The 25,386-nt window shown below is 55.0% G+C and carries 25 protein-coding genes; 15 read left to right on the top strand and 10 right to left on the bottom strand.

The genetic code is table 11. The annotated features are described in order from the left end of the window. Window positions 1–11 precede the first annotated feature (11 nt). The 7 genes from rfbA (at window position 12) to WMO24_RS01600 (ending at window position 7,475) form a co-directional block, all read left to right on the top strand. A complete protein-coding gene (gene rfbA / locus WMO24_RS01630) occupies window positions 12–899 on the top strand; it encodes a glucose-1-phosphate thymidylyltransferase RfbA (RefSeq protein ID WP_349214421.1) in 888 nt (295 codons plus the stop codon). Between the two features lie 12 nt (window positions 900–911). Beyond that, the gene (rfbD, locus tag WMO24_RS01625; RefSeq protein WP_349214420.1) at window positions 912–1,832 is read left to right on the top strand and encodes a dTDP-4-dehydrorhamnose reductase; all 921 of its coding nucleotides are present in this window, start codon (window positions 912–914) and stop codon (window positions 1,830–1,832) included. A gap of 5 nt (window positions 1,833–1,837) precedes the next feature. Continuing rightward, entirely contained in the window at window positions 1,838–2,896 is a 1,059-nt protein-coding gene (rfbB, locus tag WMO24_RS01620) for a dTDP-glucose 4,6-dehydratase (RefSeq protein ID WP_349214419.1), read from the top strand. A 202-nt stretch (window positions 2,897–3,098) separates the two neighbouring features. Then, on the top strand, window positions 3,099–4,154 hold the full coding sequence (locus WMO24_RS01615) for an ABC transporter ATP-binding protein (RefSeq protein WP_349214418.1): 1,056 nt from the start codon (window positions 3,099–3,101) through the stop codon (window positions 4,152–4,154). After that, the gene (locus WMO24_RS01610) at window positions 4,138–5,001 is read left to right on the top strand and encodes an ABC transporter permease (protein WP_349214417.1); all 864 of its coding nucleotides are present in this window, start codon (window positions 4,138–4,140) and stop codon (window positions 4,999–5,001) included. The genes WMO24_RS01615 and WMO24_RS01610 overlap by 17 nt, the downstream gene beginning before the upstream one ends. Before the next feature lie 19 nt (window positions 5,002–5,020). Then, window positions 5,021–6,454, top strand: coding sequence for a Gldg family protein (locus tag WMO24_RS01605; RefSeq protein ID WP_349214415.1), 1,434 nt, complete (start codon window positions 5,021–5,023; stop codon window positions 6,452–6,454). 1 nt (window position 6,455) lies between these two features. Continuing rightward, a complete protein-coding gene (locus WMO24_RS01600; protein ID WP_349214414.1) occupies window positions 6,456–7,475 on the top strand; it encodes a DUF4340 domain-containing protein in 1,020 nt (339 codons plus the stop codon). A 42-nt stretch (window positions 7,476–7,517) separates the two neighbouring features. Here the strand turns inward: WMO24_RS01600 and WMO24_RS01595 are convergent, their stop codons facing one another. Genes WMO24_RS01595 through WMO24_RS01585 form a run of 3 tightly spaced genes read right to left on the bottom strand, consistent with a single transcriptional unit; the run spans window position 7,518 to window position 10,083 of the window. Next, a complete protein-coding gene (locus tag WMO24_RS01595) occupies window positions 7,518–8,075 on the bottom strand; it encodes a Fe-S-containing hydro-lyase (protein WP_349214412.1) in 558 nt (185 codons plus the stop codon). Then, complete coding sequence (locus WMO24_RS01590) at window positions 8,072–8,911, bottom strand: fumarate hydratase (protein ID WP_349214411.1); 840 nt, start codon at window positions 8,909–8,911, stop codon at window positions 8,072–8,074. Before WMO24_RS01590 ends, WMO24_RS01595 begins: the two co-directional genes overlap by 4 nt. Continuing rightward, window positions 8,908–10,083, bottom strand: coding sequence for an NAD(P)-dependent malic enzyme (locus WMO24_RS01585; protein ID WP_349214409.1), 1,176 nt, complete (start codon window positions 10,081–10,083; stop codon window positions 8,908–8,910). Before WMO24_RS01585 ends, WMO24_RS01590 begins: the two co-directional genes overlap by 4 nt. 190 nt (window positions 10,084–10,273) lie before the next feature. On the opposite strand from WMO24_RS01585, the gene WMO24_RS01580 reads away from it, so the two are divergent. From WMO24_RS01580 to WMO24_RS01565, 4 genes are all read left to right on the top strand, one after another. Next, window positions 10,274–11,413 carry an FKBP-type peptidyl-prolyl cis-trans isomerase gene (locus WMO24_RS01580; protein WP_349214408.1) on the top strand — a complete coding sequence of 380 codons (1,140 nt, stop codon included), beginning with the start codon at window positions 10,274–10,276 and terminating at the stop codon, window positions 11,411–11,413. A 585-nt stretch (window positions 11,414–11,998) separates the two neighbouring features. After that, on the top strand, window positions 11,999–13,009 hold the full coding sequence (locus WMO24_RS01575) for an ABC transporter substrate-binding protein (protein ID WP_349214407.1): 1,011 nt from the start codon (window positions 11,999–12,001) through the stop codon (window positions 13,007–13,009). Window positions 13,010–13,072: 63 nt separating this feature from the next. Then, window positions 13,073–13,963: an ABC transporter permease gene (locus WMO24_RS01570; RefSeq protein WP_349214405.1), complete on the top strand. Its 891-nt coding sequence runs from the start codon at window positions 13,073–13,075 to the stop codon at window positions 13,961–13,963. Beyond that, a complete protein-coding gene (locus WMO24_RS01565; protein ID WP_349214404.1) occupies window positions 13,957–14,757 on the top strand; it encodes an ABC transporter ATP-binding protein in 801 nt (266 codons plus the stop codon). Before WMO24_RS01570 ends, WMO24_RS01565 begins: the two co-directional genes overlap by 7 nt. 19 nt (window positions 14,758–14,776) lie before the next feature. Here WMO24_RS01565 and WMO24_RS01560 read toward each other — a convergent pair whose 3' ends face one another. The 3 genes from WMO24_RS01560 to WMO24_RS01550 all read right to left on the bottom strand — a co-directional run bounded on the left by WMO24_RS01560 (window position 14,777) and on the right by WMO24_RS01550 (window position 16,979). Further along, window positions 14,777–15,301, bottom strand: coding sequence for a DUF6652 family protein (locus WMO24_RS01560; protein WP_349214402.1), 525 nt, complete (start codon window positions 15,299–15,301; stop codon window positions 14,777–14,779). A gap of 45 nt (window positions 15,302–15,346) precedes the next feature. Further along, window positions 15,347–16,069 (bottom strand): Bax inhibitor-1/YccA family protein, encoded by a 723-nt coding sequence (locus WMO24_RS01555; protein ID WP_349214400.1) that lies wholly within the window; start codon window positions 16,067–16,069, stop codon window positions 15,347–15,349. A gap of 64 nt (window positions 16,070–16,133) precedes the next feature. Next, a complete protein-coding gene (locus WMO24_RS01550; protein WP_349214398.1) occupies window positions 16,134–16,979 on the bottom strand; it encodes an NAD(P)H-hydrate dehydratase in 846 nt (281 codons plus the stop codon). Between the two features lie 69 nt (window positions 16,980–17,048). Between WMO24_RS01550 and WMO24_RS01545 the strand changes: the two genes are divergently transcribed. Then, window positions 17,049–17,756, top strand: a complete 708-nt coding sequence (locus WMO24_RS01545; protein WP_349214396.1) for an NAD-dependent protein deacylase — start codon at window positions 17,049–17,051, stop codon at window positions 17,754–17,756. A gap of 74 nt (window positions 17,757–17,830) precedes the next feature. Here WMO24_RS01545 and WMO24_RS01540 read toward each other — a convergent pair whose 3' ends face one another. Genes WMO24_RS01540 through WMO24_RS01525 form a run of 4 tightly spaced genes read right to left on the bottom strand, consistent with a single transcriptional unit; the run spans window position 17,831 to window position 21,642 of the window. Then, window positions 17,831–18,910 (bottom strand): polyamine ABC transporter substrate-binding protein, encoded by a 1,080-nt coding sequence (locus WMO24_RS01540; RefSeq protein WP_349214394.1) that lies wholly within the window; start codon window positions 18,908–18,910, stop codon window positions 17,831–17,833. 22 nt (window positions 18,911–18,932) lie between these two features. Continuing rightward, window positions 18,933–19,718, bottom strand: coding sequence for an ABC transporter permease (locus WMO24_RS01535; protein WP_349214392.1), 786 nt, complete (start codon window positions 19,716–19,718; stop codon window positions 18,933–18,935). After that, window positions 19,715–20,566 (bottom strand): ABC transporter permease, encoded by an 852-nt coding sequence (locus WMO24_RS01530; RefSeq protein WP_349214390.1) that lies wholly within the window; start codon window positions 20,564–20,566, stop codon window positions 19,715–19,717. Before WMO24_RS01530 ends, WMO24_RS01535 begins: the two co-directional genes overlap by 4 nt. Then, a complete protein-coding gene (locus WMO24_RS01525; RefSeq protein ID WP_349214389.1) occupies window positions 20,563–21,642 on the bottom strand; it encodes an ABC transporter ATP-binding protein in 1,080 nt (359 codons plus the stop codon). The genes WMO24_RS01530 and WMO24_RS01525 overlap by 4 nt, the downstream gene beginning before the upstream one ends. A gap of 274 nt (window positions 21,643–21,916) precedes the next feature. On the opposite strand from WMO24_RS01525, the gene WMO24_RS01520 reads away from it, so the two are divergent. Genes WMO24_RS01520 through WMO24_RS01510 form a run of 3 tightly spaced genes read left to right on the top strand, consistent with a single transcriptional unit; the run spans window position 21,917 to window position 25,353 of the window. Then, entirely contained in the window at window positions 21,917–22,447 is a 531-nt protein-coding gene (locus WMO24_RS01520) for a PglD-related sugar-binding protein (RefSeq protein WP_349214387.1), read from the top strand. Continuing rightward, window positions 22,440–24,089, top strand: coding sequence for a phosphotransferase (locus tag WMO24_RS01515; RefSeq protein ID WP_349214385.1), 1,650 nt, complete (start codon window positions 22,440–22,442; stop codon window positions 24,087–24,089). Before WMO24_RS01520 ends, WMO24_RS01515 begins: the two co-directional genes overlap by 8 nt. Further along, complete coding sequence (locus WMO24_RS01510; protein WP_349214383.1) at window positions 24,079–25,353, top strand: O-acetylhomoserine aminocarboxypropyltransferase/cysteine synthase family protein; 1,275 nt, start codon at window positions 24,079–24,081, stop codon at window positions 25,351–25,353. Before WMO24_RS01515 ends, WMO24_RS01510 begins: the two co-directional genes overlap by 11 nt. Window positions 25,354–25,386 lie beyond the last annotated feature (33 nt).

The raw sequence follows: 25,386 nt of genomic DNA, 5'->3' as shown, positions 1-25,386 counted from the left end.
GAGAAATGAAGATGAAAGGGATTATTCTCGCCGGTGGCGCTGGCACCCGGCTGTATCCGCTCACCATGGTTACGTCCAAGCAGCTTCTGCCTGTGTATGACAAACCCATGATCTATTATCCGCTGTCCACGCTGATGCTGGCAGGCATTCAGGATATCCTGATTATTTCTACGCCGCAGGACACGCCCCGGTTTGAAGCACTGCTGGGCGACGGAAGCCAGTTTGGCGTGCACCTCAGTTACAAGGTGCAGCCTTCTCCGGATGGCCTGGCACAGGCATTTTTGCTGGGTGAGGAGTTTATCGGAGACGATTGCTGCGCAATGGTTCTGGGCGACAATATTTTTTACGGGAACGGTTTTTCCCGCATTTTGCGCAATGCGGTCAAGAATGCAGAGGAGAACAGCCGCGCTACGGTATTTGGTTACTATGTGACCGACCCGGAACGGTTTGGCATTGTGGAGTTTGACGCCAACGGAAAAGTGATCAGCGTAGAGGAAAAACCCAAAGAGCCGAAATCCAATTATGCGATCACCGGCCTTTATTTCTATGACAAGCGCGTGGTGGAGCTTGCCAAGCAGGTCAAACCGTCTGCCCGCGGCGAATTGGAGATCACGACCCTGAATGAGCTGTACCTGAATCAGGGCGATTTGGATGTGCAGCTTTTGGGCCGCGGCTTTGCCTGGCTGGATACAGGTACGATGGACAGTCTGGTGGACGCGGCGGATTTTGTGCGCATGGTGGAAAAGCGCCAGGGCATCAAAATCAGCGCTCCGGAAGAGATTGCTTATAAAAACGGATGGATCACCCGCGAAAAACTGCTGGAGAGTGCAGAGCGTTACGGCAAAAGCCCTTATGGCCAGCATCTGAAACAGGTTGCGGATGGAAAATTGCGTTATTGAGGAGACAGAGATATGAAACTGCTCATCACGGGTGCGGCAGGCCAGTTGGGAACCGAACTGCGCCGACAATTGGCGCAGGGCGGTTGTGCGCTGGGCTCGATTCCTGAAAAACTGAACCGTGCTACGGTGATTGCCACGGATGTGGGCGTAGACGGCATGGAAGCGCTGGATATCACCGACCGGCATGAAGTCATGGCGTTTGTGCGCCATCATCAGCCGGATGTGATCGTATCCTGTGCGGCATTTACCAATGTGGACGGGTGCGAGACAAACCGGGATGCGGCGTTCAAAGTGAACGCGCTGGGCGCCCGGAACCTTGCCATGGCCGCGGAAGAAGTGGGTGCGAAGCTGATCCATGTTTCCACGGACTATGTGTTCAGTGGGGCCGAAAACGGGGGCGTGGCTTTGGATGAAACTGCGCAGCCCGGCCCTATCAGCGCCTATGGTTCCACCAAGCTTTTGGGAGAAGAATACGTAAAAAGCCTTTGCAGCCGTTACTTTATCGTGCGCACTGCCTGGCTGTACGGGTATGCCGGAAAGAACTTTGTGAAGACCATCCGCAATGCGGCGAAAAAATTCGGCGCAGTGGAAGTGGTCAACGATCAACTGGGCAATCCCACCAACGCGGAAGATCTGGCGTATCATCTTCTGAAACTGTGCGTTACCAGAGAATATGGAATTTATCATTGCACGGGAGAAGGCATTTGCTCCTGGTATGATTTTACCTGCGAGATTCTGCGTCTGGCGGGTGTGGATGCCAAGGTCACACCCTGCACCAGTGCCGAGTACAAAGCAAAACATCCCGCTTCCACGAATCGACCGGCGTGGAGCGCGCTGGAAAACCGCATGCTGGCCTGTACTGTGGGCAATGAGATGCGCACCTGGCAGGATGCGTTGAAATGCTTTTTTGAAAACTGGAAACCGGAGGACTGAATGGAATGAAAAAATATTTGATTACCGGCTGTGCCGGCTTTATTGGTTCCAACTTTGTCTATTACATGCTGAATAAGTACGATGACATTTTGTTGGTCAACCTGGACAAACTGACCTATGCAGGCAACCTGGAAAATTTGAAGGGAGTGGAGGGCGACAAACGCCATGTCTTCGTGCAGGGCGATATCTGCGACCGCGAACTGGTTACCGGATTGTTTGAAAAATACGATTTCGATTTTGTGATTAACTTTGCGGCGGAGAGCCACGTGGACCGCTCCATTACCAACCCCGAAATTTTTGTGGAAACCAATGTGCTGGGCACCGTGAACCTGCTGCAATGCGCCAAAAACGCATGGTACCGTGACGGCGCCTGGGCAGAGGGCAAGAAATACCTGCAGGTATCCACCGATGAAGTGTACGGCTCTCTGGGCGAGGACGGCTATTTCATGGAGACCACGCCCCTGTGCCCGCACAGCCCGTATTCTTCCTCCAAGGCCAGCGCTGATATGTTCGTCATGGCGTTCCATGACACCTACGGCATGCCGGTGAACATCACCCGTTGCTCCAACAACTATGGTCCCTATCAGTTCCCGGAAAAACTGATCCCGCTGATGATCAACAATGTCAAGCACCACAAACAGCTGCCCGTGTACGGTGACGGCATGAATGTGCGCGACTGGCTGTATGTGGAGGATCACTGCAAAGCCATCGACATGGTTGCCAACGGCGGCCGTGTGGGCGAAGTTTACAATGTGGGTGGACACAACGAGCGTCCCAATATCTTCATTGTAAAAACCATCATTGAGCAGCTGCACGACAAATTGCAGGATGCCGATATCAACGAGGGCCTGATCAAATACGTTGCGGATCGTCTGGGACATGACCGTCGGTACGGCATCGACCCCACCAAGATCAAAGAGGAACTTGGCTGGTATCCGGAGACTGCTTTTGAGGTCGGCATTGTGAAGACCATTGATTGGTATCTGGCCAACGAAGAGTGGATGAATAATGTTACTTCTGGTAATTATCAGAAGTATTATGACGAAATGTATAAAAACAAATAAGTTTACACATGCAGCAGGAAGTCCGCGGGCTTCCTGCTTTTTTTATCTGTATCTGCAAAAAAAAGCGCGTTTGAAGGAGAAAAAGCGGGAGGGGTTTCACAGTTTTATCAAACAATTATCAGGGCTTTTTCAAACTTCAACCATACAATGAAAATACTTTGGGGCGTTTTGCGTCCCTCATGCAGGGAAAGGAAGCGTTGGCATGATACAGGTAAAAGAGCTTACCAAGCGCTATGGAAATCACATAGCGGTGGATCATTTGAGTTTTACTGTGGAAAAGGGAGAAATCTGCGGTTTGCTGGGCCCCAACGGAGCGGGAAAATCCACCACCATGAATATGATGACCGGATATATTTCTGCTACGGATGGAACGGCCCTGATCGATGGAAGCGATATTTTTGATGAGCCGAGAGCGGCGCGTGCGAAAATTGGATATTTGCCGGAGCAGCCGCCGGTCTATCCGGATATGACGCCCTGGGAATACCTGTTGTTTGTAGCGCAGCTGAAGGGGTTCGCAAAACCGGACCGGCAGGATCTGGCAAAGCAGGCGATGGCGCAGACCGGCGTGACGGAGGTAAGGGACCGTCTGATCAAAAATTTGTCCAAAGGCTATCGGCAGCGGGTGGGGCTGGCCGGAGCGCTGCTGGGCGGACCGGAAGTGTTGATTCTGGACGAACCGACGGTGGGATTGGACCCGAAGCAGATTATTGAGATTCGTGAGTTGATTCGCTCTCTGGCGAAGAAGCACACCATTCTGCTGTCCAGCCATATTCTTTCCGAGGTGGCGGCAGTATGTGACAAGGTGCTGATTTTGAGCCATGGGAAATTGGTGGCCTGTGACACGCCGGAAAATCTGGCCCAGCGCGCAGAAGGCCAGAATGTTTTAATTGTTACGGCATTGGGCGACGAAAAAACCGTGCGCGGTGTTTTGAACAGCGTGGAAGGTGCGCGGGATGTTGCCTTTGAGCCCTGCCTGGATGAAGGCGCTGTCACCGCACGTCTGAGCTACGATACAGGCCGGGATCTTCGCGCGCAGATCAGCAGCGCGCTGGCGGCAGCCGGTTGTGCAGTGCTTCGCATGCAGAACGAGACCCTCAGCCTGGAAGATGTTTTCCTGGAACTGACCGGCGACAGAGTTCTGGAAGATGCGGAGGTCCTGACAGAACTGCCGGAGAGAGAATCCTCGGCGGAAGATGGGGAAATTTCCGCACAGAACAACGAGGAAGAAGAGGAGAAGGATCATGCTGGCGATTTATAAAAAGGATTTGCGCGGTGCCTTCCACGGAATGTCCGGCTGGGTGGTGAGCGCTTTTGTAGTGTTTGTGATCGGGTTGTATTTCATGGCGCTTTGTCTGTCGGGCGGTTATGGAGAATTTGGCTATGTGCTGAACAATTCGATGTTTATGTTCCTGGTCGTTGTTCCGCTGCTGAGCATGCGCAGTATGGTTGAGGAACGCCGCCAAAAAACCGATCAGCTGCTTTTGACCAGCCCGGTTTCCATCTCGGGAATTGTGTGGGGAAAATATCTGGCTCTGCTGACAATTTATGCGATCCCGCTTGTGGTGGCAATGGTGTGCCCGCTGATCATGTCGGCGTTCGGCACGGTTTCGCTGCTGCGCGCTTACGGTTGTCTGCTGGCCTTTTTCCTGCTGGGAGCCGCCACACTGGCCATCGGGCTGTTTATGAGCAGCCTGACGGAAAACCAGATCATTGCGGCACTGTGTACATTTGGCGCATTGATTCTGATTTATCTGATGCCCAGCATTGCTTCGCTGATCTCCAGCACGACGTTTGCAAGCACCCTGGCTTTTTCTCTGTTGGCACTGCTCGTATGCGTGTTGGTCTATTTGATGACGAAAAGTCTGGTGCTCTCCACAGGGCTGTTTTGTCTGGCGGAACTGATTCTGCTGATCCTCACACGTTTCACCGATGTGCAGATGGAAGGTAGCTTCGCCAAGATGCTGAACACGCTGGCATTGTTTGACCGTTTCAGCACGTTTGTGAATGGCGTGTTCGACATCACCGCCATTGTTTATTACATTTCCATTGCGCTGCTTTTTGTATTCCTGACCACGCAGGGAATTGAAAAGCGGCGCTGGAGCTGACGGGAAGGAGAGATGCGCCATGAAAGAAAGACTGAAGAAGACGCTTCAATCCCGGGCGATGAAAAACGGCGCCTATGCCAGCGCTATGTGTGCACTGATGGTGGTGCTGGTAATTGTGCTGAATCTGTTCATAGGGGCATTGCCCGAACGCTACACACAGCTGGACCTGACTGACAGCGGAGTGTACAGCCTGTCGGACGAGACCAAAAAGCTTTGCGAAAGAGTGGATGAAGACATCACCCTGTATTATCTGGCACGAACAGGCGGCGAAGACAGCCGGACTCTGTCGCTTTTGCAGCAGTATGCGGATCTTTCGTCGCACATTAAAGTGGTTCAGAAGGACCCGGTACTATACCCGACGTTTGGAAATCAATATGAGGCCAGCGATGCTTCTCTGGGCAGCGTGATCGTGGACGGAGGAGATCGCTATCGGGTAGTGGATTATACCGATCTGTATCAGCAGACCATCAATTATGAAACGTATCAGTACGAAACAAGTTTTGACGGCGAGGGCCAGATTACCTCGGCGATTGCCTATGTGAGCAGCGAAGATCTGCCGAAGCTTTACATTGTGCAGGGACATGGCGAGAGCGGGATTTCCAGCACGCTCAGTTTCGGCCTGACGCGGCAGAATATGGAAACAGACACGCTGAATCTTTTGACCGTGGACGCGGTTCCGGAAGATGCGGATGTGCTGCTCATTCATGCGCCGACCAAAGACCTTTCAGACGATGAGGCAGCCAAAGTGACCAGCTATCTGGAAAACGGCGGCACACTGATGCTGGTCACCAATTACGGGGAATACAGCGCGGCGGAAATGCCCAATTTGACAGCGATTGCAGCGGCGTACGGATTGTCTGCACAGGAAGGCATTGTCATTGAAGGAGACAGCAGTGCGCACCTGAATCAATATCCCTATTATGTTTTACCCACGGTTTTGAGCCACGACATCACAGAGCCTCTGTTGGAAGAAGGCAGCAACGTACTGGTGCCCCTGGCGCATGGAATTGCCATTGCAGAGACATTGCCGGAAAATGTGACGACGCAGGCGCTTCTGACCAGTTCTTCGCAGGCATACTGCAAAACCGATGCCTATGAAAGCAATTCACTGGAAAAAGAAGATGGCGATCTGGACGGTCCTTTTGATTTGGCTGCGGTGGCGGAAAACAGTGAGACAGGCGCGCGGTTCATTTGGCTGCCCACCAGTTACCTGCTGGACGCAGATACAGACAGCCTGGTGTCCGGCGCCAATTCGGATTTGGTGCTGAACTGTTTCGCATGGCTGGCAGATTCCAAGCAGAGCATCAGCATTCATGCGAAAGATTTGAGCATGAGCACCATTACAGTACCATCCGATGTGGCGAATTTGCTCGGCCTCGGAATTACCATTCTGCTTCCTGCCGTCTTGATTGGCATAGGCGTGGGAGTTTGGCTCAAACGGAGGAAACGCTGAAATGAAAAGAAATAAATGGTTGCCGATGGTGTTGGCAGTAGCGGCTATTGCCGTGCTTGGTGGAGGGTATCTGACGCTGGAACATCTGAATCAAGTAGAGGAAGAGGTGCAGACGGTAGAAGTTGCCACCGTGTCCGGTGAGGTGGATTCCATTGAGTACACCACCGATACAGGAAAAGTTACTTTGGTGAAAAGCGGCGATGTGTGGCAATGGTCCGAAGATGCGGAATTCCCCTTGATGCAGGAATATCCGCAGTCCATGGCCAGTCAGAGCCATCCCATCGATGCGGTGGCTCTGGTCCGAAGTGACGGGGACGGCCTCGCGGATTACGGGCTGGACAGTCCGTCGAAAACCATTGTTTTAAAAAGCGGAGACGAATCCGTTACCTGTTTGATCGGCGATTTGAACAACTATACAGGCGAATACTACATGATGCTGGATGCCAGCAAGGAGATTTATACCGTTTCCTCGTCCTTTTGGGATACCTTCAGCTATGGCCTTTACGACATGATCGAAAAGGAAATGTGGCCAGTGACCAGTGTGAGCAATGTAACGTCAGTAGAACGCGAGAACGCTGACGGGACAGTTCTTTCCGTGACGGCATCGGAAAACGAGGATGGCACGCTGTCCTATCAGGTGAACGGGCAGACCGCTGACCACACCGCGGCGGAGGATTATGTGAGAACCATCACGTATCTTACCGTTTCCGAGTGCGTGAATTATAAAGCGGGAGAAGAAGAGCGTTCTACGTATGGGCTGGACGCACCTGCGGCAGTGCTGCGAATTGGCTATACTGAGGGTGAAGGGGAAGAGGCCGAAGATTTGGAGATCACACTTACCATTGGAGCCTCCAACGGTGAGGACGGATACTATGTCTGCATTGATGATTCCCAAGCGGTGAATATCATGCCCTCTGACCTGATAGAGGAGATTCTGGCGGCTGCCGAAGAGGATTTTGCCCCGAAGGAAGAGGCTGAATCGTCCTCGTCTGAATCACAAAGCACATCTTCTGAGGAATAAAAACGAAAAGAGCCTTGAGAATCTCTCAAGGCTCTTTTTGATTTACCGCTGGTTTCGATAGGCTTCCGGGCCGTCCCGATACAAATCATTTCCCAAAGAATCCAGAACGACGGTCAAAGGCATATCCTCCACAACCAGGCGGCGGATCGCCTCGCTTCCCAGATCTTCGTAGCAGACCAATTCGGCCTCTTTTACACAAGCGGCGGCAAGGGCGCCTGCTCCGCCGATGGCTGCGAAATAGACCGCACCAGTTTCCTGCATTGCCTGAGCAACCGCCTGGTTCCGGGCACCTTTGCCGATCATGCCCCGCAACCCCAGCCGCAGCAGGGTGGGCGCATAGGCGTCCATCCGGCCGCTGGTCGTAGGCCCGCAGGAGCCGATGACCTGCCCGGGACGGGCAGGTGTGGGACCGGCGTAATAAATGACGGCGTCCCGCACATCAATGGGAAGCGGCTCTCCCCGTTCAAGACACTCGCAAAGCCGTTTGTGCGCGGCATCCCGGGCGGTATAGATCACGCCGGAAAGCAGAACCCGGTCACCGGCCCGGAGCGCGGCGGCTTTTTCCTGCGTGAAGGGCGTTGAAATTCGATGTTCTGTCACAGTACCGCCTCCTTATGCCTCGTCACATGGCAACTGATATTGACGGCCACAGGCATTCCCGCGATATGAGTGGGGAAGGTTTCGATCTGAAGGCCCAAAGCGGTGGTGCGTCCGCCGAAGCCCTGGGGGCCAATGCCCATGGCATTGATTTTCTGCAGCAATTCCTGCTCCATAGAGGCGTAATACGGGTCGGGATGATGGCTGCCCACCGGGCGCAGCAGAGCCTGCTTGGCCAGCAGAGCTGCCCGTTCAAAAGTGCCGCCGATGCCCACCCCCACCACAATGGGAGGACAGGGATTGGGCCCGGCCTGACGAACGGTGTCCAAAACGAACTGCTTTACGCCTTCTTCTCCGTCGGAAGGTTTCAGCATGGCCAGACGGCTCATATTTTCAGAGCCGAATCCTTTGGGCGCAACGGTGATTTTTACGCGATCACCGGGTACCAGGCGCACATGAAGAACCGCCGGCGTATTATCGCCGGTATTGCCGCGGCGAATGGGATCCCTGACGACGCTTTTGCGCAGAAATCCCTCAGTATACCCTTTGGCCACACCGGCGTTGACAGCGGCTTCAAAGTCGCCGTCAATGTGCACATCCTGCCCGATTTCGCAGAATACGCAGGCCATACCAGTGTCCTGACAGATGGGGAGGCCGGTCTCGCGGGCTGCGTCCAGATTTTCGCACAGTGTATTCAGCGTGCTTTGCGCCAGCGCCCAAGGTTCACTCTCCGCAGACTGGCGCAAAGCGTTTTCCAGGTCCGGAGAAAGCGTCTGGTTTGCTTCCATACACAGCCGGGCGACGGTATCCCGAATCAGAGTGGCGGCGATGGTTCTCACAGCCGTGCCACCCCCGTTTCACGGGCGGCGCGGGCTACGGCCTGTGCCACTGCATCGGCAACACGGGGATCAAATGCGCCGGGGATGATGTACTCTTCGCTGCGCTCGTCATCACGGACCAGGTCTGCGATGGCATGAGCGGCGGCCACCTTCATGGCAGTGTTGATATCCCGGGAGCGGACTTGCAGCGCGCCTTTGAATACGCCGGGGAACGCCAGCACATTGTTGATCTGATTGGGATAGTCACTGCGGCCGGTTCCCATGACGCGCACGCCTGCGGCTTTCGCCTCTTCGGGCGTGATCTCCGGAACGGGGTTGGCCATGGCGAATACAATGGGATCTTTGGCCATGGTGCGCACCATCTCCGGTTTCAGTGCGCCGCCCACCGAAACGCCGATGAACACATCGGCACCGACAATGGCATCTGCCAGTGTGCCGCGCATCCCACCCAAATTGGTGATGTCACACAGCATGGCCTTGTGGTCTGCGATGCCCACGCCGCGCTCTTTGTACAGAATGCCGTTTTCGTCACAGGCAATCACATCTTTGACGCCGGCCGCCAGCAGCATTTTGATGATGGCGGTGCCCGCTGCACCCGGGCCGTTCAGAACGACCCGAATCGAACCGATGTCCTTGTTTACCACACGCAGAGCGTTCAGCAAAGCGGCCGTCACCACAATGGCGGTACCGTGCTGGTCATCGTGGAACACCGGAATGTCCAGCTCCCGTTCCAGTGTTTCCTCAATGGTGAAGCAGGCGGGCGAGGCGATATCTTCCAGGTTGATGCCGCCGAATACCGGTGCGATCATGCGAACGGCTTCCACCACTTTTTCGGGGTCCTGGGTGTCCAGGCAGATGGGGAAAGCATCTACGCCGCCAAACTCCTTGAACAAAATGGCTTTCCCTTCCATCACCGGCTGAGACGCAGCCGCGCCGATGTTGCCCAGTCCCAACACGGCCGTTCCGTTGGATACTACGGCAACCAGATTCCCTTTGGAGGTGTAGGTGTATGCGTCGGCCGGATTCTGCGCAATGGCGCGGCAGGGCTGTGCCACACCGGGCGTATAGGCCGTGGAGAGATCGTCCCGTGTTTTGACGGGTACTTTGCTCACCACTTCGATTTTTCCGTGATGCTGTGCATGCATTTCCAGTGCTTTCTCATAATAATCCATGGTTGTATTACCGCCCCTTTTGCAAGTTTCTGCTACCAGTATACCAAGGGGCAGCGGCGGAGAAAAGGCCGATTGCGTTTTTTCTCTCATAAATTTTACAAAATCGCTATCTTTTCGGGTGGAGAATATGATATGATAACAAAAGCGTTCCTAAATGAAAATGCAGGGGAACGCGATCAGGAGGCAATAAATGAAAAAGTTGTTAAGTTTGTCAATCGTTCTGGCGCTGTGCGCGAGCCTGATGGCCGGGTGCAGCGGCGCGGCTTCTTCTTCGTCATCGTCCAGCGCTTCATCTACCGCTTCTTCGGACAGCACGTCGTCTGATCTTCCCGAAGTGGACTTCAGCGCCGGGCTCACAGCAGATGGCTTGCTGGAAGGCGTGACAGCGCTGGATTATGTAACGCTGCCGGAAGACTATGACCACATTTCTCTTCCCGCAGATGTGACCACCGCCACGGACGAGGATATCCAGGCCAGCATTGATTCTCTCCTGGCTGGATTTGCCAGCTACGAGCAGCTGACGGACGTAGAGGTCAAAGAGGGCGATACAGTCAACATTGATTATGTCGGCAGCGTGGACGGTGTGGAGTTTGACGGCGGAAGCACCCAGGGCAACGGCACCAATGTGGTGGCTGGCTCTACCAATTACATCGATGATTTCCTCACGCAGATCATTGGCCACAAACCCGGCGAGACCTTTGATGTGAACGTCACATTCCCCGATCCCTATGAGAACAATCCGGATCTGGCGGGCAAGGATGCTGTGTTCAAAACGACCATCAATTATGTGCAGGGTGAAGAGATCATGCCGGAAGTAACGGATGATTTCGTAAATGAGAATCTCTCTTCCACCTATGGCTGGACCACTGTGGAGGAGATGCGCGCCGGCATCGCGGAAAATCTGGTGGAAAGCCAGCGCGGAAGCTATATCTCTGACTATATTTTTGAAAATTCTCAGGTCAGTGAAGTGCCCGAGAGTGTTGTGACCTTTGTGGAAAACACCTTGTCCAATAACTACATCAGCATGGCAAATCAGTATGGCATGAAACTGGAAGACTTCCTGTCCTATATGGGAGCCGATAGCCTGGAGACGATGCTGGAGCAGAATCATGACGCGATTGTGCAGCAGGCTGAGCAGATGATGATCCTGCAGGCTGTGTCGGAAAAAGCTGCCATTGAAGTGACCAAAGAGGACGTGATGTCTGTGGCCGGCCTGACAGAAGAGACCTACAACCAGGTTTTGGAAGTTTATGGAGAGCCGTACATGTATATGTCCACCCGCACTTCGCTGGCTTCCAGCTATCTGCTGGACAATGCTGTGGAGGCATAAGCAAACCGAATGTTCCGGGTGCGCGTGTAGCGCACCCGGCTTTTTTCTGCCTAAAAAAGGCGAAAACATGTGAATTATTACAAAGAAGAGGTATTTGCTTTGTGAAAACTGCTGCTTTGTACAATGAAATTAAAAAAATTGCAGGAGCCCCTTGACAAATTGGGTGAAAAATAGTTTAATGCTATTAAACCGATGAGGCGGAGATAAAACCGGAAGCGCACGCAAAGAGAGCCCTGTTGCTGGAAAAGGGCCGAGAGCGGGCCGGGTAAATGGACCGCTGAGGGCGGGGTGAAACGGCAATGCCTTAGTAGCCTTCGACGCGTGCTCGCGTTACAGGGCAGAGAATGTGTTGGCATTCTCGCGGAGAGGTCGCTGAATCAGCGGCAAGTAAGGTGGTACCGCAGGCTTTGTTTTTCAAACGCTTGTCCTTGCATCAGGCAGGGATAGGCGTTTTTTTAATGCGATTTCAGAGAGGAGATGGGTGCAGACCATGAAAAAACAAACTACGAGGCGATGGCGATGGCAGCTGAACATCATGTCCGCCCATTTGCTGAAACAATCATTTTGAAAGAGGAGTTTTGCTTTATGAAATCGATGAAAAAGTATTTTGCCATCGCACTGTCCGCCCTGATCTCTCTGAGCATGCTGGCCGGTTGTTCCGGCAGCACCGGATCTTCTTCCGCCGCGCAGAGCACGGCCGGAACATCGGCGGAAGGCACTGCCGAGTATAAAGTAGGTCTGATTCAGCTGATGGAGCATCCCTCACTGGATGAAATCCGCACCGCCATTGAAGCGGAACTGGATGCCAAAGCAGCCGAAGAGGGCTTCACTTACACATATGATTATCAGAACGCACAGGGCGATACGGCGACCATCGCCAATATCTGCCAGAAATTTGTGGCGGATGACGTGGATGTGATCGTGGCGATCGCTACGCAGGCAGCACAGGGTGCGGCCACTGCCGTGGAAGGTACGGACATTCCTGTAATTTTCAGCGCCGTCACCGATCCGGTGGCCGCGGGCCTTGTGGAGAACACGGAAGCGCCGGAGGGCAATATCACCGGCACGTCCGACGCCATTCCCGTTTCCAAGATCTTTGACCTGGCTGCGGAGCTGACCCCCGATGTGCAGAGCTTCGGCCTCATCTACAACACCAGCGAGATCAACAGCGTTTCCGTCATTGAGGAGACCAAAGCATATCTGGATGAAAAAGGTATCTCTTATGTAGAGAACGCCGTCACAGCCACTGGCGAAGTGCAGACAGCGGCACAGAATCTGCTGAATCAGTGCGACGCCGTGTTTGCGCCCATTGACAACACGGTGGCATCCGCAATGCCGATTCTGGCCGAAGAGGCCATCAATGCCAAAAAACCGGTGTATGTGGCTGCAGACAGCATGGTGGCCGACGGCGGCCTTGCAACCGTGGGCGTCAACTACACCAACCTGGGGACCCAGACCGGTGACATGGTGGCCAAAGTGCTGACGGGCACCAGCGTGTCGGAGATTCCGGTGGAAGTCCTGAAAGACAATGCCGTAGTAGTGAACGAGGAAACGGCCGAGGCCATCGGTGTGGATGTTTCCGCTTACGTACAATAATTTCAAGTGCTTGCGCCGCCCTTGGCAGGGCGGCGCGCATCTGCATCAAAGGAGTTTGAAAGCATGAGCATTCAGATTTTGCTGACCAATACAGAGCAGGGCCTGATTTACAGCCTGGTGGCGCTGGGCCTGTACATTTCTTATCGCACGCTGGATATTGCGGATCTGACCACGGACGGTTCCTTCACCCTGGGCATTGCGTGCAGCGCCATTCTTACGTCGCTGGGGCATCCGGTGCTGGGGCTTGCAGCGGCTCTGATTGCCGGGGCGCTGGCGGGTGGTGTGACGGCGGTCCTGCAGACAAAGCTGGGCGTGCAGCCCATTTTGGCCGGCATTATCACCATGACCGGGCTGTACTCCATCAACCTGATGATTATGGGAAAATCCAACTTGACGCTTTTGCGGGTGGATACGCTGTTCCGTTGGGCGGACGGCCTGATGCCCTACGGCACACTGGTGCTGGCGCTGGTGTTTGCTGTTGTGTGCGCAGTGCTGCTGGTGCTGTTTTTGCGCACACAGCTGGGCTTGTCGCTGCGGGCAACCGGAGACAACCGTGATATGGTGGCCGCGTCGTCCATCAATCCGGCGTTTACCACCACAGTGGGACTTTGCATTGCCAATGCGCTGATTGCGGTTTCCGGCGGCCTGCTGGCGCAGCAGCAGGGCTATGGCGATCTGACGCTGGGCACCGGCATGGTGGTCATCGGTCTGGCCAGTCTGGTGATCGGCGAAGTGCTTGTAGGGCGTGGCGGCATTGTGCGCGGCGTGGTTGGTGCGCTGATCGGCTCCATCATCTATCGCGTACTCACCGGAATCGCGCTTACCTCCAATCTGGGAGCCAGCAATTTGAAGCTGGTTTCCGCCGTCATTGTGGCGGCGGCCATCTCGTGGCCTGCGGTCCGGGATAAAATCCTGTTCTACAAAAAGCGCAAGGAGGCGGACAAAGAATGCTGACCCTTACCAACGTTTCAAAAACCTTCAACCCGGGAACGGTCAATGAAAAAAAGGCGCTGGAGAATTTGTCTTTGCACCTTGAGCCGGGAGATTTTGTGACCATCATCGGCGGAAACGGCGCGGGAAAGTCCACGCTGTTCAATGCCATTGCAGGCAGCTTTTTCGTGGACCGGGGCCGTATCCTGCTGGATGGCGACGACATGACATTTCGCCCCGAGTATAAGCGTTCCCGCTATGTTGGACGCCTGTTTCAGGACCCGCTGAAAGGTACGGCGCCGCATATGACCATTGAGGAAAATATGGCGCTGGCTTATCTGCGGACGGCGAAGGCATCCAGCGCATTTTCCACAATTACGAAGAAAGACCGGGACTACTTTGCCCAGCGCCTGGCCGCGCTGGGGCTGGGCCTGGAGGACCGCTTGAAACAGCCGGTGGGGCTGTTGTCGGGCGGTCAGCGGCAGGCGCTGACATTGCTGATGGCAACTCTGGTCACGCCGAAGCTGCTGCTGTTGGACGAACATACCGCCGCACTGGACCCCGGCACAGCGGAGAAAGTGCTGGAGCTGACCCGGAAGATCGTTTCGGAAAACAAAATCACCTGCCTGATGATCACGCACAATATTTCTTCGGCGCTGGAACTGGGAAACCGGACCATCATGATGGATGGCGGAAAAATCGTGCTGGATATCTCCGGCGAGGAACGGGCACACACCACCGTGGATGGCTTGCTGGAAAAATTCCGCACAAAAACAAACAAGGTGCTGGACAACGACCGCATCCTGCTCAGCGAATAAAAAAGAACGAGCGCGGGACTCAACCAGTGCTCGTTCTTTTTATTTTTCGGTAAAGATAAATACTGCTGACCACGTCGGCACAGAACACAAATTGAAGCAGGCTGTGTATCAGGCAGTCCGAACGGAGAAGAACTCCACTTTGATAGCTTTTTCGAATGCTGAAAACACCCGGAATGCCGGTCATCAGAATGGCGATTCCATCAAAGAAAGCCAGTGCAATGGTGAAACCGATGGTAAAAATAGTCAGGGAAAACAGGGCTGCCAGCACAAAAATGATACAGTAGGCGGGGATCTGTGCCAGCTTAAGAATCATGGCGAAGCGTGCAAAACGGAGACAGTCCAGCGTTCGTGCGCCCCGAATACCCACTAAGAAGGCACAGGCAAATCCGATCAGCGCCCAGGCAAGCAGAGCCAGAATGCAAAGGAATCCGTTGTTTTGAAAGACAGATTCCATCAGTGTGCCGGAGAACAGACAATACAACATTCCCAGAACAGAATAGGGAAACAGAATGACCGGGATGCAAAGCATTTCATAAAAATTCACCCCAAAACAAAAAGCCGGCGAAAATTTCGCCGGCTTTTGAAACGCTTACTTTTTGCGGGCAACCAGACGCAGAATGTACAGGAACATGTTGATGAAGTCCAGATACAGCTGCAGCGCACACAGAATGGCGCCTTTGTGGGCCATATCCGGGTCGGTCAGCGTAGCTGCATGGTAACGTTTGATCATCTGCGTGTCATAAGCGGTATACCCCATAAAGACGGCCAGGCCGATGAAGCAGACCACTTTGTCATACATGGCCATGGGAAGGAAGATGGAAACCACCCAGTACAGCGCCAGGAAGAGAAGACCCGCGAACAGGAAGGAACGCAGACCGGTCAGATCCCGTTTGGTAAAGTAGCCGTAAGCGGCCAGCACGCCGAAATACAGCGCAGTCAAACCGAATACGTATACCATGGTGGCAACATCGTATACCAGGAACAAAGTGGAGAAGGTCAGGCCATTGAGAATGGCGTATACGAAGAACAGAGCGGTTGCGCCGCCGGCGCTCAGCTTGTGCAGCCGTGCACCCAGCACAATGACGGTAATGACTTCAGCAATGGCCAGGATGAAGGGCAAATAAGGCATGCTGACACACAAAAGCCAGGTGATGCCGGTCAGATATCCCGCATAAGCCGTGACAAAGGTAGCCAGAAGACCCAAGCCCATCCAGCCAAAGGTCTTGGTGGTGTAGGAACTCAGCGATTCTGCTGCACCGCCGTTCATCCACTCCATACCGGGCTCGTTGAACATGGAATTGTTTCCGTCCATCAAAAAACCTCTTTTCTGCATTAATTTTAAAAGGGGATAGAAATTTAACTACAGTATAGCATCGTTATCGGTTGTTTTCAAGGAAAATCGCGCACAGGTCGGCCAGAATGTCCGAGGGGAGCATTCCCTGCATGGAAAGACGCCGGGCGCACCAGTCTGCAGCAAGCCCGTGCAGATAAACGCCGCACACAGCCGCCTGCCAGGGCTCCAGCCCCTGCGCGGCCAGCCCGGCAATGATGCCCGCCAGAATATCGCCGCTTCCGCCGCGCGCCAGCCCGGCGTTGCCGGTGCCGTTTTCATACAATTCTCCCCAGGGAGTCGCCACCAGTGTCCGGTGCCCTTTCAGAACGGTGACGGCGCCGCTCTCCCGCGCAAAACTCAGCGCAGTGGCGCCCCGGTCTGCCTCGATTTCGCGGACGGAACGTCCCGTGAGCCGGGCCATTTCACCGGGGTGCGGGGTAACGATCAGCCGGCCGGACAGGCCCATCAAAAACAGTTTGTCATCTGCCAGACTGCACAAGCCGCCTGCATCCAGCACCACGGTTCCCGATGATGCGCCCAGAGCAGTTTTCATTTCCTGTGCAGTGGCGGGGGTGGCTTCCTTCCCGCAGCCCGCCACGCACACCGTGGATTTGGAGGCAGCAAGCGACAGGCCGTCCTCATCGGGGAGCGGCAAATAAACAGGTTCCATCACGCGCTGCGCCACAGCGGAAATCACAGACTCTTCGGCGGCCAGTGTTACCAGACCGGCTCCGGCGCGCAGCGCGCCGCACACGCACAAAGCGGCTGCGCCGCGGTATTTTGAACAGCCGCACAAAGCCAGCACTTTTCCATAGCTGCCCTTGTGACTTTCCGGCGCACGCCGCGGCAGATTGCGAAATACCAAGTCATTTGTAATTTTTGTGGCCATTGTGGTACGCTCCTTTACAGGATTTATGATATACTGGTTTCAGTATATCACGAAAGGAGCAGTTCGCCAATGGACAGCGCATTGAAAAAATGGGTGAACGACAGCGATAATCTGGTGTTTTTTGGCGGTGCGGGCGTATCCTGCGAGAGCGGCATTCCCGATTTTCGCAGCACGGACGGGCTTTACAACCAAACCTGGCGCTGGCCGCCGGAGGAGATTCTGTCGCATCATTTCTTTTGGGAGAATACCGAGGAGTTTTATCGGTTTTACCGGGCCAAGATGCTCTATCCGGACGCGCAGCCCAATGCGGCGCACAAAGCACTGGCCAGTTTGGAAGCGCGGGGCAAACTGCGCGCGGTGATCACACAGAATATCGATGGCCTGCATCAGGCGGCAGGAAGCCGGAATGTGCTGGAATTACACGGCAGCGTGCACCGCAATCATTGTACAGAATGCGGCAAGCCGTTTGGTCTGGACGCAATCCTGTCCTGCGACGGCGTGCCGCGCTGCAGCTGCGGCGGTGTGATCAAACCGGATGTGGTCCTGTATGAAGAAGCGCTGGATCAGCAGGTGATTTCCAGGTCCATGCGGGCCATTGCACAGGCGGATGTGCTGATCGTGGGCGGAACCTCCCTGAATGTATATCCGGCAGCCGGACTTTTGCGGTATTTTGGCGGTCGGGCGCTGATCGTCATCAACAAAACACCCACGCCCGCAGATAAAGGTGCCACTCTGGTGTTGCAGGGGGAGATCGGGAAAATTTTGGGCGAGGCCTAAACATTTTAATCGTGGTCTTAAAACAAAAAACCGGAAGGCTTCTGCCTTCCGGTTTTTGTTTTGGAATGCGAATCTTATTGGCCGCAGGCGGATTTGAACTCGGTCCAGACCTGCATATGCGCCTCTTCCGCCTCCGCAGAAACGGGCTGGATCATCTCGATGTCGTTACTGCTCAAAAAGTCTTCGGGCAGCACCAGCAGCTCCTTGGTGGCGTCGTCGAACAATTCCTCGGCCGCCTGGTTGGTGCAGTAGTAACCCATATACTCAAAGCACTGTTTGCTCACTTCCGGGTCCAGCAGATAGTTGATGAACTGGTAGGCTGCGTCCTTGTTGGGGGCGTTCACCGGCACAAACTGAGCCATCAGACCAAAGCCGAGTCCCTCGGAAGGATAAGCAATCTCCAGATCGCTGCGGTTGATTTTGGCCAGATACGTCTGGCTGGTGTACATAACCGCGGCGGCCACCTCGCCCGAGATCAGAAGATCCTGCGTGTTGGCATCCTGGATGGCGCGGATATTGGGTGCCAGTTCCAGAAGCTTTTCGCCGGCGGATTGAATCACAGCGGGGTCCTCTACGTTGTAGCTTTCGCCCATCAGCTTCAGCGCCATGCCGTCAATGACGCGATAGTTGCCGATGATGGCCAGGTTGTCAGCCAGAGATGCGTCCCACAGATCCTCATAGCTGGTGATCTCTTTCCCGACCAGTGCGGGATCATACACAATGGTCATCACGCCTGCGCCATGGGGAACGGTGTATTTGTCCTCAGGGTCAAAGAACTGCCCCTGGTAGACGGGGTTCACGTTGCTCAGGTTGGGGATCTGGTCTTTGTCCAGCTCGCTGACAAGACCCTCGTCAATGGCGGTCTTGATAATGTAGTCATCCGCGATAACCACATCGTAGTCGCCGCCTTTGGAAGTTTCCAGTCGAGAGAGCATAGTCTCGTCCGTGTCGAAGGTGGAGTAGTTCACCTTGATCCCGGTTTCCTGTGTGAAGTCGTCCAGCACTTCCTGGGGGAACATCTCGCCAAAAGCGAACAGGTTCAGCTCGCCGGCCGCTGCGGTGGCGGAGCCGGACCCGGATGCGGCGCTGCTGCAGCCGGCCAGCAGAGAAAGGCACAGGGCGCCGGTCAAAGCCAATGCAAAAACTTTTTTCATAACAAACCTCCAAAAAACAAATTTATCGATGTCTGGAACGGCGCGGCCGTCCCAGCACCGCTGAAAGAGCGACCAGGAAAATCGTGGCGGCCAGCATCAGAGTGCACAGCGCGTTGATCTCCGGGGTCACGCCCACTTTCAACTGAGAATAAATCAGAATGGGCAGCGTGTTCACGTTGACGCCCGTCACCAAAATGCTGATGATTACATCGTCAAAGCTCATGGCGAAACTCAGCAACATGCCGGATGCAATGGCTGGCGCCAGCAGGGGAAGGGTCACGTCAAAAAAAGCACGCACATCGCTGGCGCCCAGATCGCGGGCAGCTTCCACCAAGCCCGGGTCCATCCCGACCAGACGGGCTTTCACCAGCATGTAAACATATGGAATGCAGAAAACAGTATGGGACAGAATCAATGTGGTCATGCCGAAGGGCAGGCCCAGCAGGGAGAAAAAGGCCATGAACACCATGCCCAGAATGATTTCGGGAATCATAATGGGCAGCATGGACAGATATTCCACCGGGCGCTTGCTGCGGGAGCGGATGCGGGTAAAGCCCACTGCGCCCAAAGTGCCGATGACCGCTGCATTCAAGCTGGCGCAGATGCCCAAAAAGATGCTGTTGCCCAGTGCCTCAAAAATCGCTTTGTCCTGAAAAAGCATCTGGTACCATTTCAGGGAAAAGCCGCTCCAAACGCTGGTGAGTTTGTTTTCGTTGAACGAATAGAGAACGACCAGCACGATGGGCAGATAAAAGATGACAGTGACAATGCCAAGGAACAGGTTCGGCAGAAACGTACGATTTTTCACAGCAGTCCCTCCAGTTCCTCAGAATGGGTCACCCGTTTGTACAGTGCGATCATCAGGGTGGTCATGATCATCAGCGCCACACTTAAAGCAGCGGCGAAGGGCCAGTTGTGCGCCTTCATCAGCTGGTCCTGAATCAGACTGCCCACCAGCACCACTTTGTTGCCGCCCAGAATGTCTGCGATAAAGAACAGACCCATGGAGGGGATGAAGGTAAGGATCACGCCGGACAAAAGGCCGGGCAGGGTCAGCTTCAGCGTTACTGTGCGGAAAGCCTGCCAGGGAGAGGCGCCCAGATCGCGGGCGGCTTCCACCAAACTCCAGTCCAGCTTTTCTGCGCTGGAATACACGGCAAAGATCATAAACTGCAGCAGGGCATACACCATGCCCACCACAACAGCCGGATAGGTGTACAGCAGTTTCAGCGGGCTTTGTGTCAGCCCCAGTCCCATCAGCAGTTTATCCAGCGTGCCGTTGGCGCGGAAAATGATGATCCAGCCATACATGCGGATCAGCGAAGAAGTCCAGAAAGGGATCATCAACAGGAGCATCATGCGCTTTTTCCACACGGGCGACAGTTTGGCCATGAAATAGCCGAAGGGATACCCAATGGCCACAATGAACAGCGTGCTGGTGATGGCCAGTTTGAAGGACTCGGCAAAGGTCTGCAGATAGACCGGATGAAAAATGTTTTTGTAGTTGTCCAGCGTGAACTCGTTCACGACGCCCCACACTTCTGCGCGTGTCTGAAAGCTGAGCACCACCATATAGATCATGGGCCCAAGCACAAAGAGCAGGGTGAACACATACAGAGGCACCACCGTCAGCCATAATTTTGAGCGCTTCTTCATACGGCTGCCTCCACGTCTACCGGTACCGCGTGGGCGGGGTCCCAGGTCACACGCACCTGATCGCCGGGTTCCACCGCAATGTCAATGCCATGGCGGCTGGCCACCAGTTCCGTGCCGTCCTGAAGCGCCAGCGCGATGCGCAGCATGCCACCGGCGAAACTCTTTTCCCGCACGGTTGCGGGCAGGCCGCAGGCACCGGGGTCTGTTGTGAACTCCACCTGTTCGCTGCGCACTGCCAGCGAAAGCGGCTGTCCCGGGCGGAATGTGTGCCCGGCGTCCGCTGCGCCCGCACAGCCGCCGGCGCAGGTCATTCGCACCACGCCGTCCTTCTGCTCGGCCACGCAGCCGGTCAGCACATTGGCTGTACCCACAAAGCGGGCCACATAGCTGGTGCGGGGATGGTCGTAGACCTCGGCCGGTGTGCCGATCTGTTCAAACCGGCCGTCCCGCATCACGGCGATGCGGTCGGACATATTCAGCGCTTCCTCCTGGTCGTGGGTGATGTAAATAAAGGTCAGACCCAGCTGCTTTTGCAGCGCCTTCAGTTCCAGCTGCATCTGGCGGCGCAGCTGCAGGTCCAGTGCACCCAGCGGTTCGTCCAGCAAAAGTACGCTGGGTTTGTTGACCAGCGCCCGGGCGATAGCCACACGCTGGCGCTGGCCGCCGGAAAGTTCAGACGGCAGGCGCTTTTCGTACCCTGTCAGCTGCACCAGTTCCAAGGCCTGTGATACTTCGCGGCGAATGACTTCTTTGTCCGCCCGTTTCAGTTTTAAGCTGTATCCGATGTTGGCTGCCACTGTCATGTGAGGGAACAGGGCGTAATTTTGAAATACGGTGTTTACATCCCGCTTGTTGGGCTCCGCGCCTGTGACGTCGGCCCCGGCGAGAAGCACTTTGCCGCTGTCGGGTGTTTCCAGCCCTGCAATGATGCGCAGTGTGGTGGTTTTACCGCACCCGGAAGACCCCAGAAGCGTTACAAATTCGCCCTTCTGTACTTCCAGGTCAATGCCCCGCAGCACCTGTGTGTTGCCGAAATGTTTGGTGATGTTCTGCAATGCAAGAATTGTTTCGCTCATAGATATCCTCTCTGTGCCCGATGGGTGGATCTGTTCCGAATATTCTTTATAAGTATAGCAAAAATTTAAAAGAAGAGCACGCCCTTTCCTGCTGAAAAATGGGGGCGCTGAGGCTTGCTTTTTGTGTAACAATACAAATATAGTGAAGTTTGCGCCCGATCGTGCAAAGACTCTGGGTGAAAAAGACTGTTTTTTGAGGGGTATTTGTGATAAGATAAAAGAACAACAAGCGCAAATCAAAACGGGCGAGCACTCGCCGAGAGGAGAATGCTGTGTGGAGAATCTGTTGATTTTGGGCGCGGGCGGTTATGGCCGCACCGTTGCGGAGACGGCGTCTTTTTCCTTTGACCACATTGCTTTTCTGGACGACAGTCAGACAGGAGAGGATATTCTGGGCATCTGCGGACAGTACGAGTCGTTTCTGAGCAGATTTCCTTACGCATATCCCGCGTTCGGAAACAATGAATTGCGTGCATCCTGGCTGAAACGGCTGACGTTGGCAGGCTTTTTTGTGCCGGCCATGGTCCATCCGCGGGCGTATGTCAGCCCGTCTGCCGTGCTGGAACCGGGTGCGGTGGTGCTTCCCATGGGATGTGTGGGAACGCGCACAGTGGTGCGGACCGGCGCAATCATCAACATGGGCGCTGTGGCGGATCACGATTGTGATATCGGTGCTTACTGCCATCTGGCGCCGGGCGCGGTGGTCAAGGCAGGCAATGTTCTGCCGCCCCGCACAAAAGTGGATTCCGGCTGTGTGATTGGGCGCGCAGCGGAGCCAAAACAAGGAGGACCTGTTCATGTCTAAGCTTTTGATTCTCGGCGCGGGTGGTCTGGGCCGCATGGTTGGCGAAGTAGCTGCCGCGCAGGGATGTTGGGATCAGATCGCTTTTTTGGATGATGCGGTGCACAGTTCTGCGGTGGTCGGGCGCTGTACGGACTATCTTTCGCTGACGGGCGAATATTCGCAGGCAGTGGCGGCGTTCGGCGACAACCGTCTGCGCCTTTCCTGGACGGAAAAGCTGCTGGAAGCCGGATACAGCGTTCCCTGCGTGATCCATCCTTCCGCCATTGTCAGCCCCTCGGCTGTTCTGGGAGAGGGCTGTCTGGTTCTGCACGGGGCCATTGTCAATACCAATGCGGTGCTGGGCAAGGCCTGCCTTGTGAACAGCGGCGCCTTGGTGGATCATGACAACCGGCTGGAGGACGGCGTGCATATCAACCTTCATTCCACCATCAAGGCCTGGTGCCACATGGAGACGTGCAGCCGTACAGAAGCCGGCGAGACCGTCTATTCTACCCGGCGCAGCATCTTGGGTGTGGAAGACCGCAACCTGGAGGACGCCCTGTTTGCCTTTAAGCTGGGCGAGGTGGCAAGTTACGTGAAGCCGTTCGGGTCCGGACACATCAACGATACGTATGCGGTGTACCTGGGAGACGGAGCGGGCACGCTGAGTTATGTGATTCAGCGCATCAACACAGAGGTGTTCAAAAAACCGCAGGAAGTGATGGAGAATATTTTCGGCGTCACCGAATATCTGCGCGCCCGCATTCTGGCCCGCGGCGGCGACGCGGACCGGGAGACCCTCAACTATATCAAGACGAAAACAGGCGCGCCTTATTTTGAGGATGCGGACGGCGGCCCGTGGCGCTGCTATAACTACATTCCGGACTCCGTATGCATCGAGAGTGTGCGCACACCCAAGGATTTTTACAACTCCGGAAAGAGCTTTGGGGCATTTTTGCGGGAGCTGGAGAATTATCCGGCCGAGACACTGCACGAAACCATTGAAAAGTTCCACGATACGCGCAAGCGCCTGCGGGATTTTGAAACCGCGCTGGAGCGGGATGTGTGGGACCGGGCGCGCACCTGCAAACCGGAGACGGCCTTTGTGCAGGCCCATGCCCGGGACTGCGCGGTCTTGATGGACCTGCTGGAGCAGGGACGCCTTCCCCTGCGGGTGACGCACAACGATACAAAATTGAATAACATTCTGTTTGATAAGGACACCGGAGAAGGACTTTGCGTCATCGATCTGGATACCATCATGCCGGGTCTTGCGCTGAATGATTACGGAGATTCCATCCGCTTCGGTGCCTCCACCGCGCGGGAGGATGAACCGGACCTGGAAAAAGTTCATTTTGATTTGGAACTGTTCGAGGCGTATACCAAAGGATATCTGGAGACGGCCGGCAGTGCGCTGACCGACATGGAAAAGGAATATCTGCCCTGGGGCGCGAAGATGATGACGCTGGAGTGCGGCATTCGTTTCCTGACCGATTATCTTCAGGGTGACACTTATTTCAAGGTCACGCATTCCACACACAATCTGGAGCGGGCCCGCACGCAGTTCAAACTTGTTTCTGAAATGGAAGCTCATTGGGAAGAGATGGGCGCCATTGTGAAAAAATACAGCATGACAGAGGGGAAAGAAAACCATGCACATTGAAACGCAATGCCTGCACGAGGGCTATAAACCGGGCAACGGCGATCCGAAAGCGCTGCCCATCTATCAAAGCACCACATACACCTATGATTCCACCGATCATATCGGACAGCTGTTCGATTTGACGGCGGACGGCCACATGTATTCCCGCATTTCCAACCCCACCGTGGCCGCGGTTGAGGAAAAAATTGCCGCCATGGAGGGCGGTGTGGGCGCGTTGTGCACCACATCCGGTCAGGCGGCCAATCTGCTGGCTGTCCTGAATATCTGCACGGCGGGTGACCACTTTGTAACCACGTCTACCATTTACGGCGGCACAGTGAATCTGTTTGCGGTCACGCTGAAAAAATTTGGCATTGACTGCACTTTTGTGGACGCGGACGCTCCGGTGGAGGAGCTTCAGAAAGCGTTCCGCCCGAACACCAAGCTGGTATTCGGTGAGACCATTGCCAACCCGGCCATCAGTGTGTTTGATATTGAAAAGTTTGCCAAGCTGGCCCACGCCAATGGTGTGCCTTTGATTGTGGACAACACCTTTGCTACGCCGGTTCTGTGCCGCCCCTTTGAATGGGGTGCGGACATTGTGACCCACTCCACTACCAAATACATGGACGGCCATGCCGTGCAGGTGGGCGGAGTCATTGTGGACTCCGGCCGGTTTGACTGGGAGAACGGAAAGTTTGAGGAATTGTGCCAGCCGGACGAAAGCTATCATGGCATCACCTATACCAAACAGTTTGGCAAAGCGGCCTATATCACCAAGGCGCGTGTGCAGTTGATGCGCGACTTTGGAATGTATCCTTCCGCACAGGCGGCATTCCTGACCAATCTGGGCCTGGAGACGCTGGCGGTTCGGATGGAACGCCATTGCCGCAACGCGGAAAAAGTGGCGCAGTTCCTGGCAGAGCAGCCGCAGGTGGAGTTTGTCAATTATCCCATCCTGGAAGGCGACAAATACCATGCGGCGGCGCAGAAATATCTGCCGAATGGCTGCTCGGGCGTGATTTCTTTCTCACTGAAAGGCGGCCGGGAAGTGGCGGTGAAGTGGATGGACAGCCTGCAGCTGGCCAACAACGTGGTGCATGTGGCAGACATCTGCACCTGCGTTCTGCATCCGGCATCCGCAACGCACCGTCAGCTGACGGACAGCCAGCTGGTGGCGGCGGGCATCACTCCGGGCCTGATTCGTCTGTCCGTGGGATGCGAGCATGTGGATGACATTCTTGATGATCTGAAAAAAGGATTTGCGGCCATCGAGGGCCTTTAAAAAGTAAAAAACGGGCGGGCGGCTTTCAAAGCC

It is taken from the genome of Ruthenibacterium intestinale (assembly GCF_040096265.1).
GTDB lineage: Bacteria > Bacillota > Clostridia > Oscillospirales > Ruminococcaceae > Ruthenibacterium > Ruthenibacterium komagatae.
Note: the sequence above shows the minus strand (reverse complement) of the source record. Positions and strands in the feature narration are given on the sequence as shown.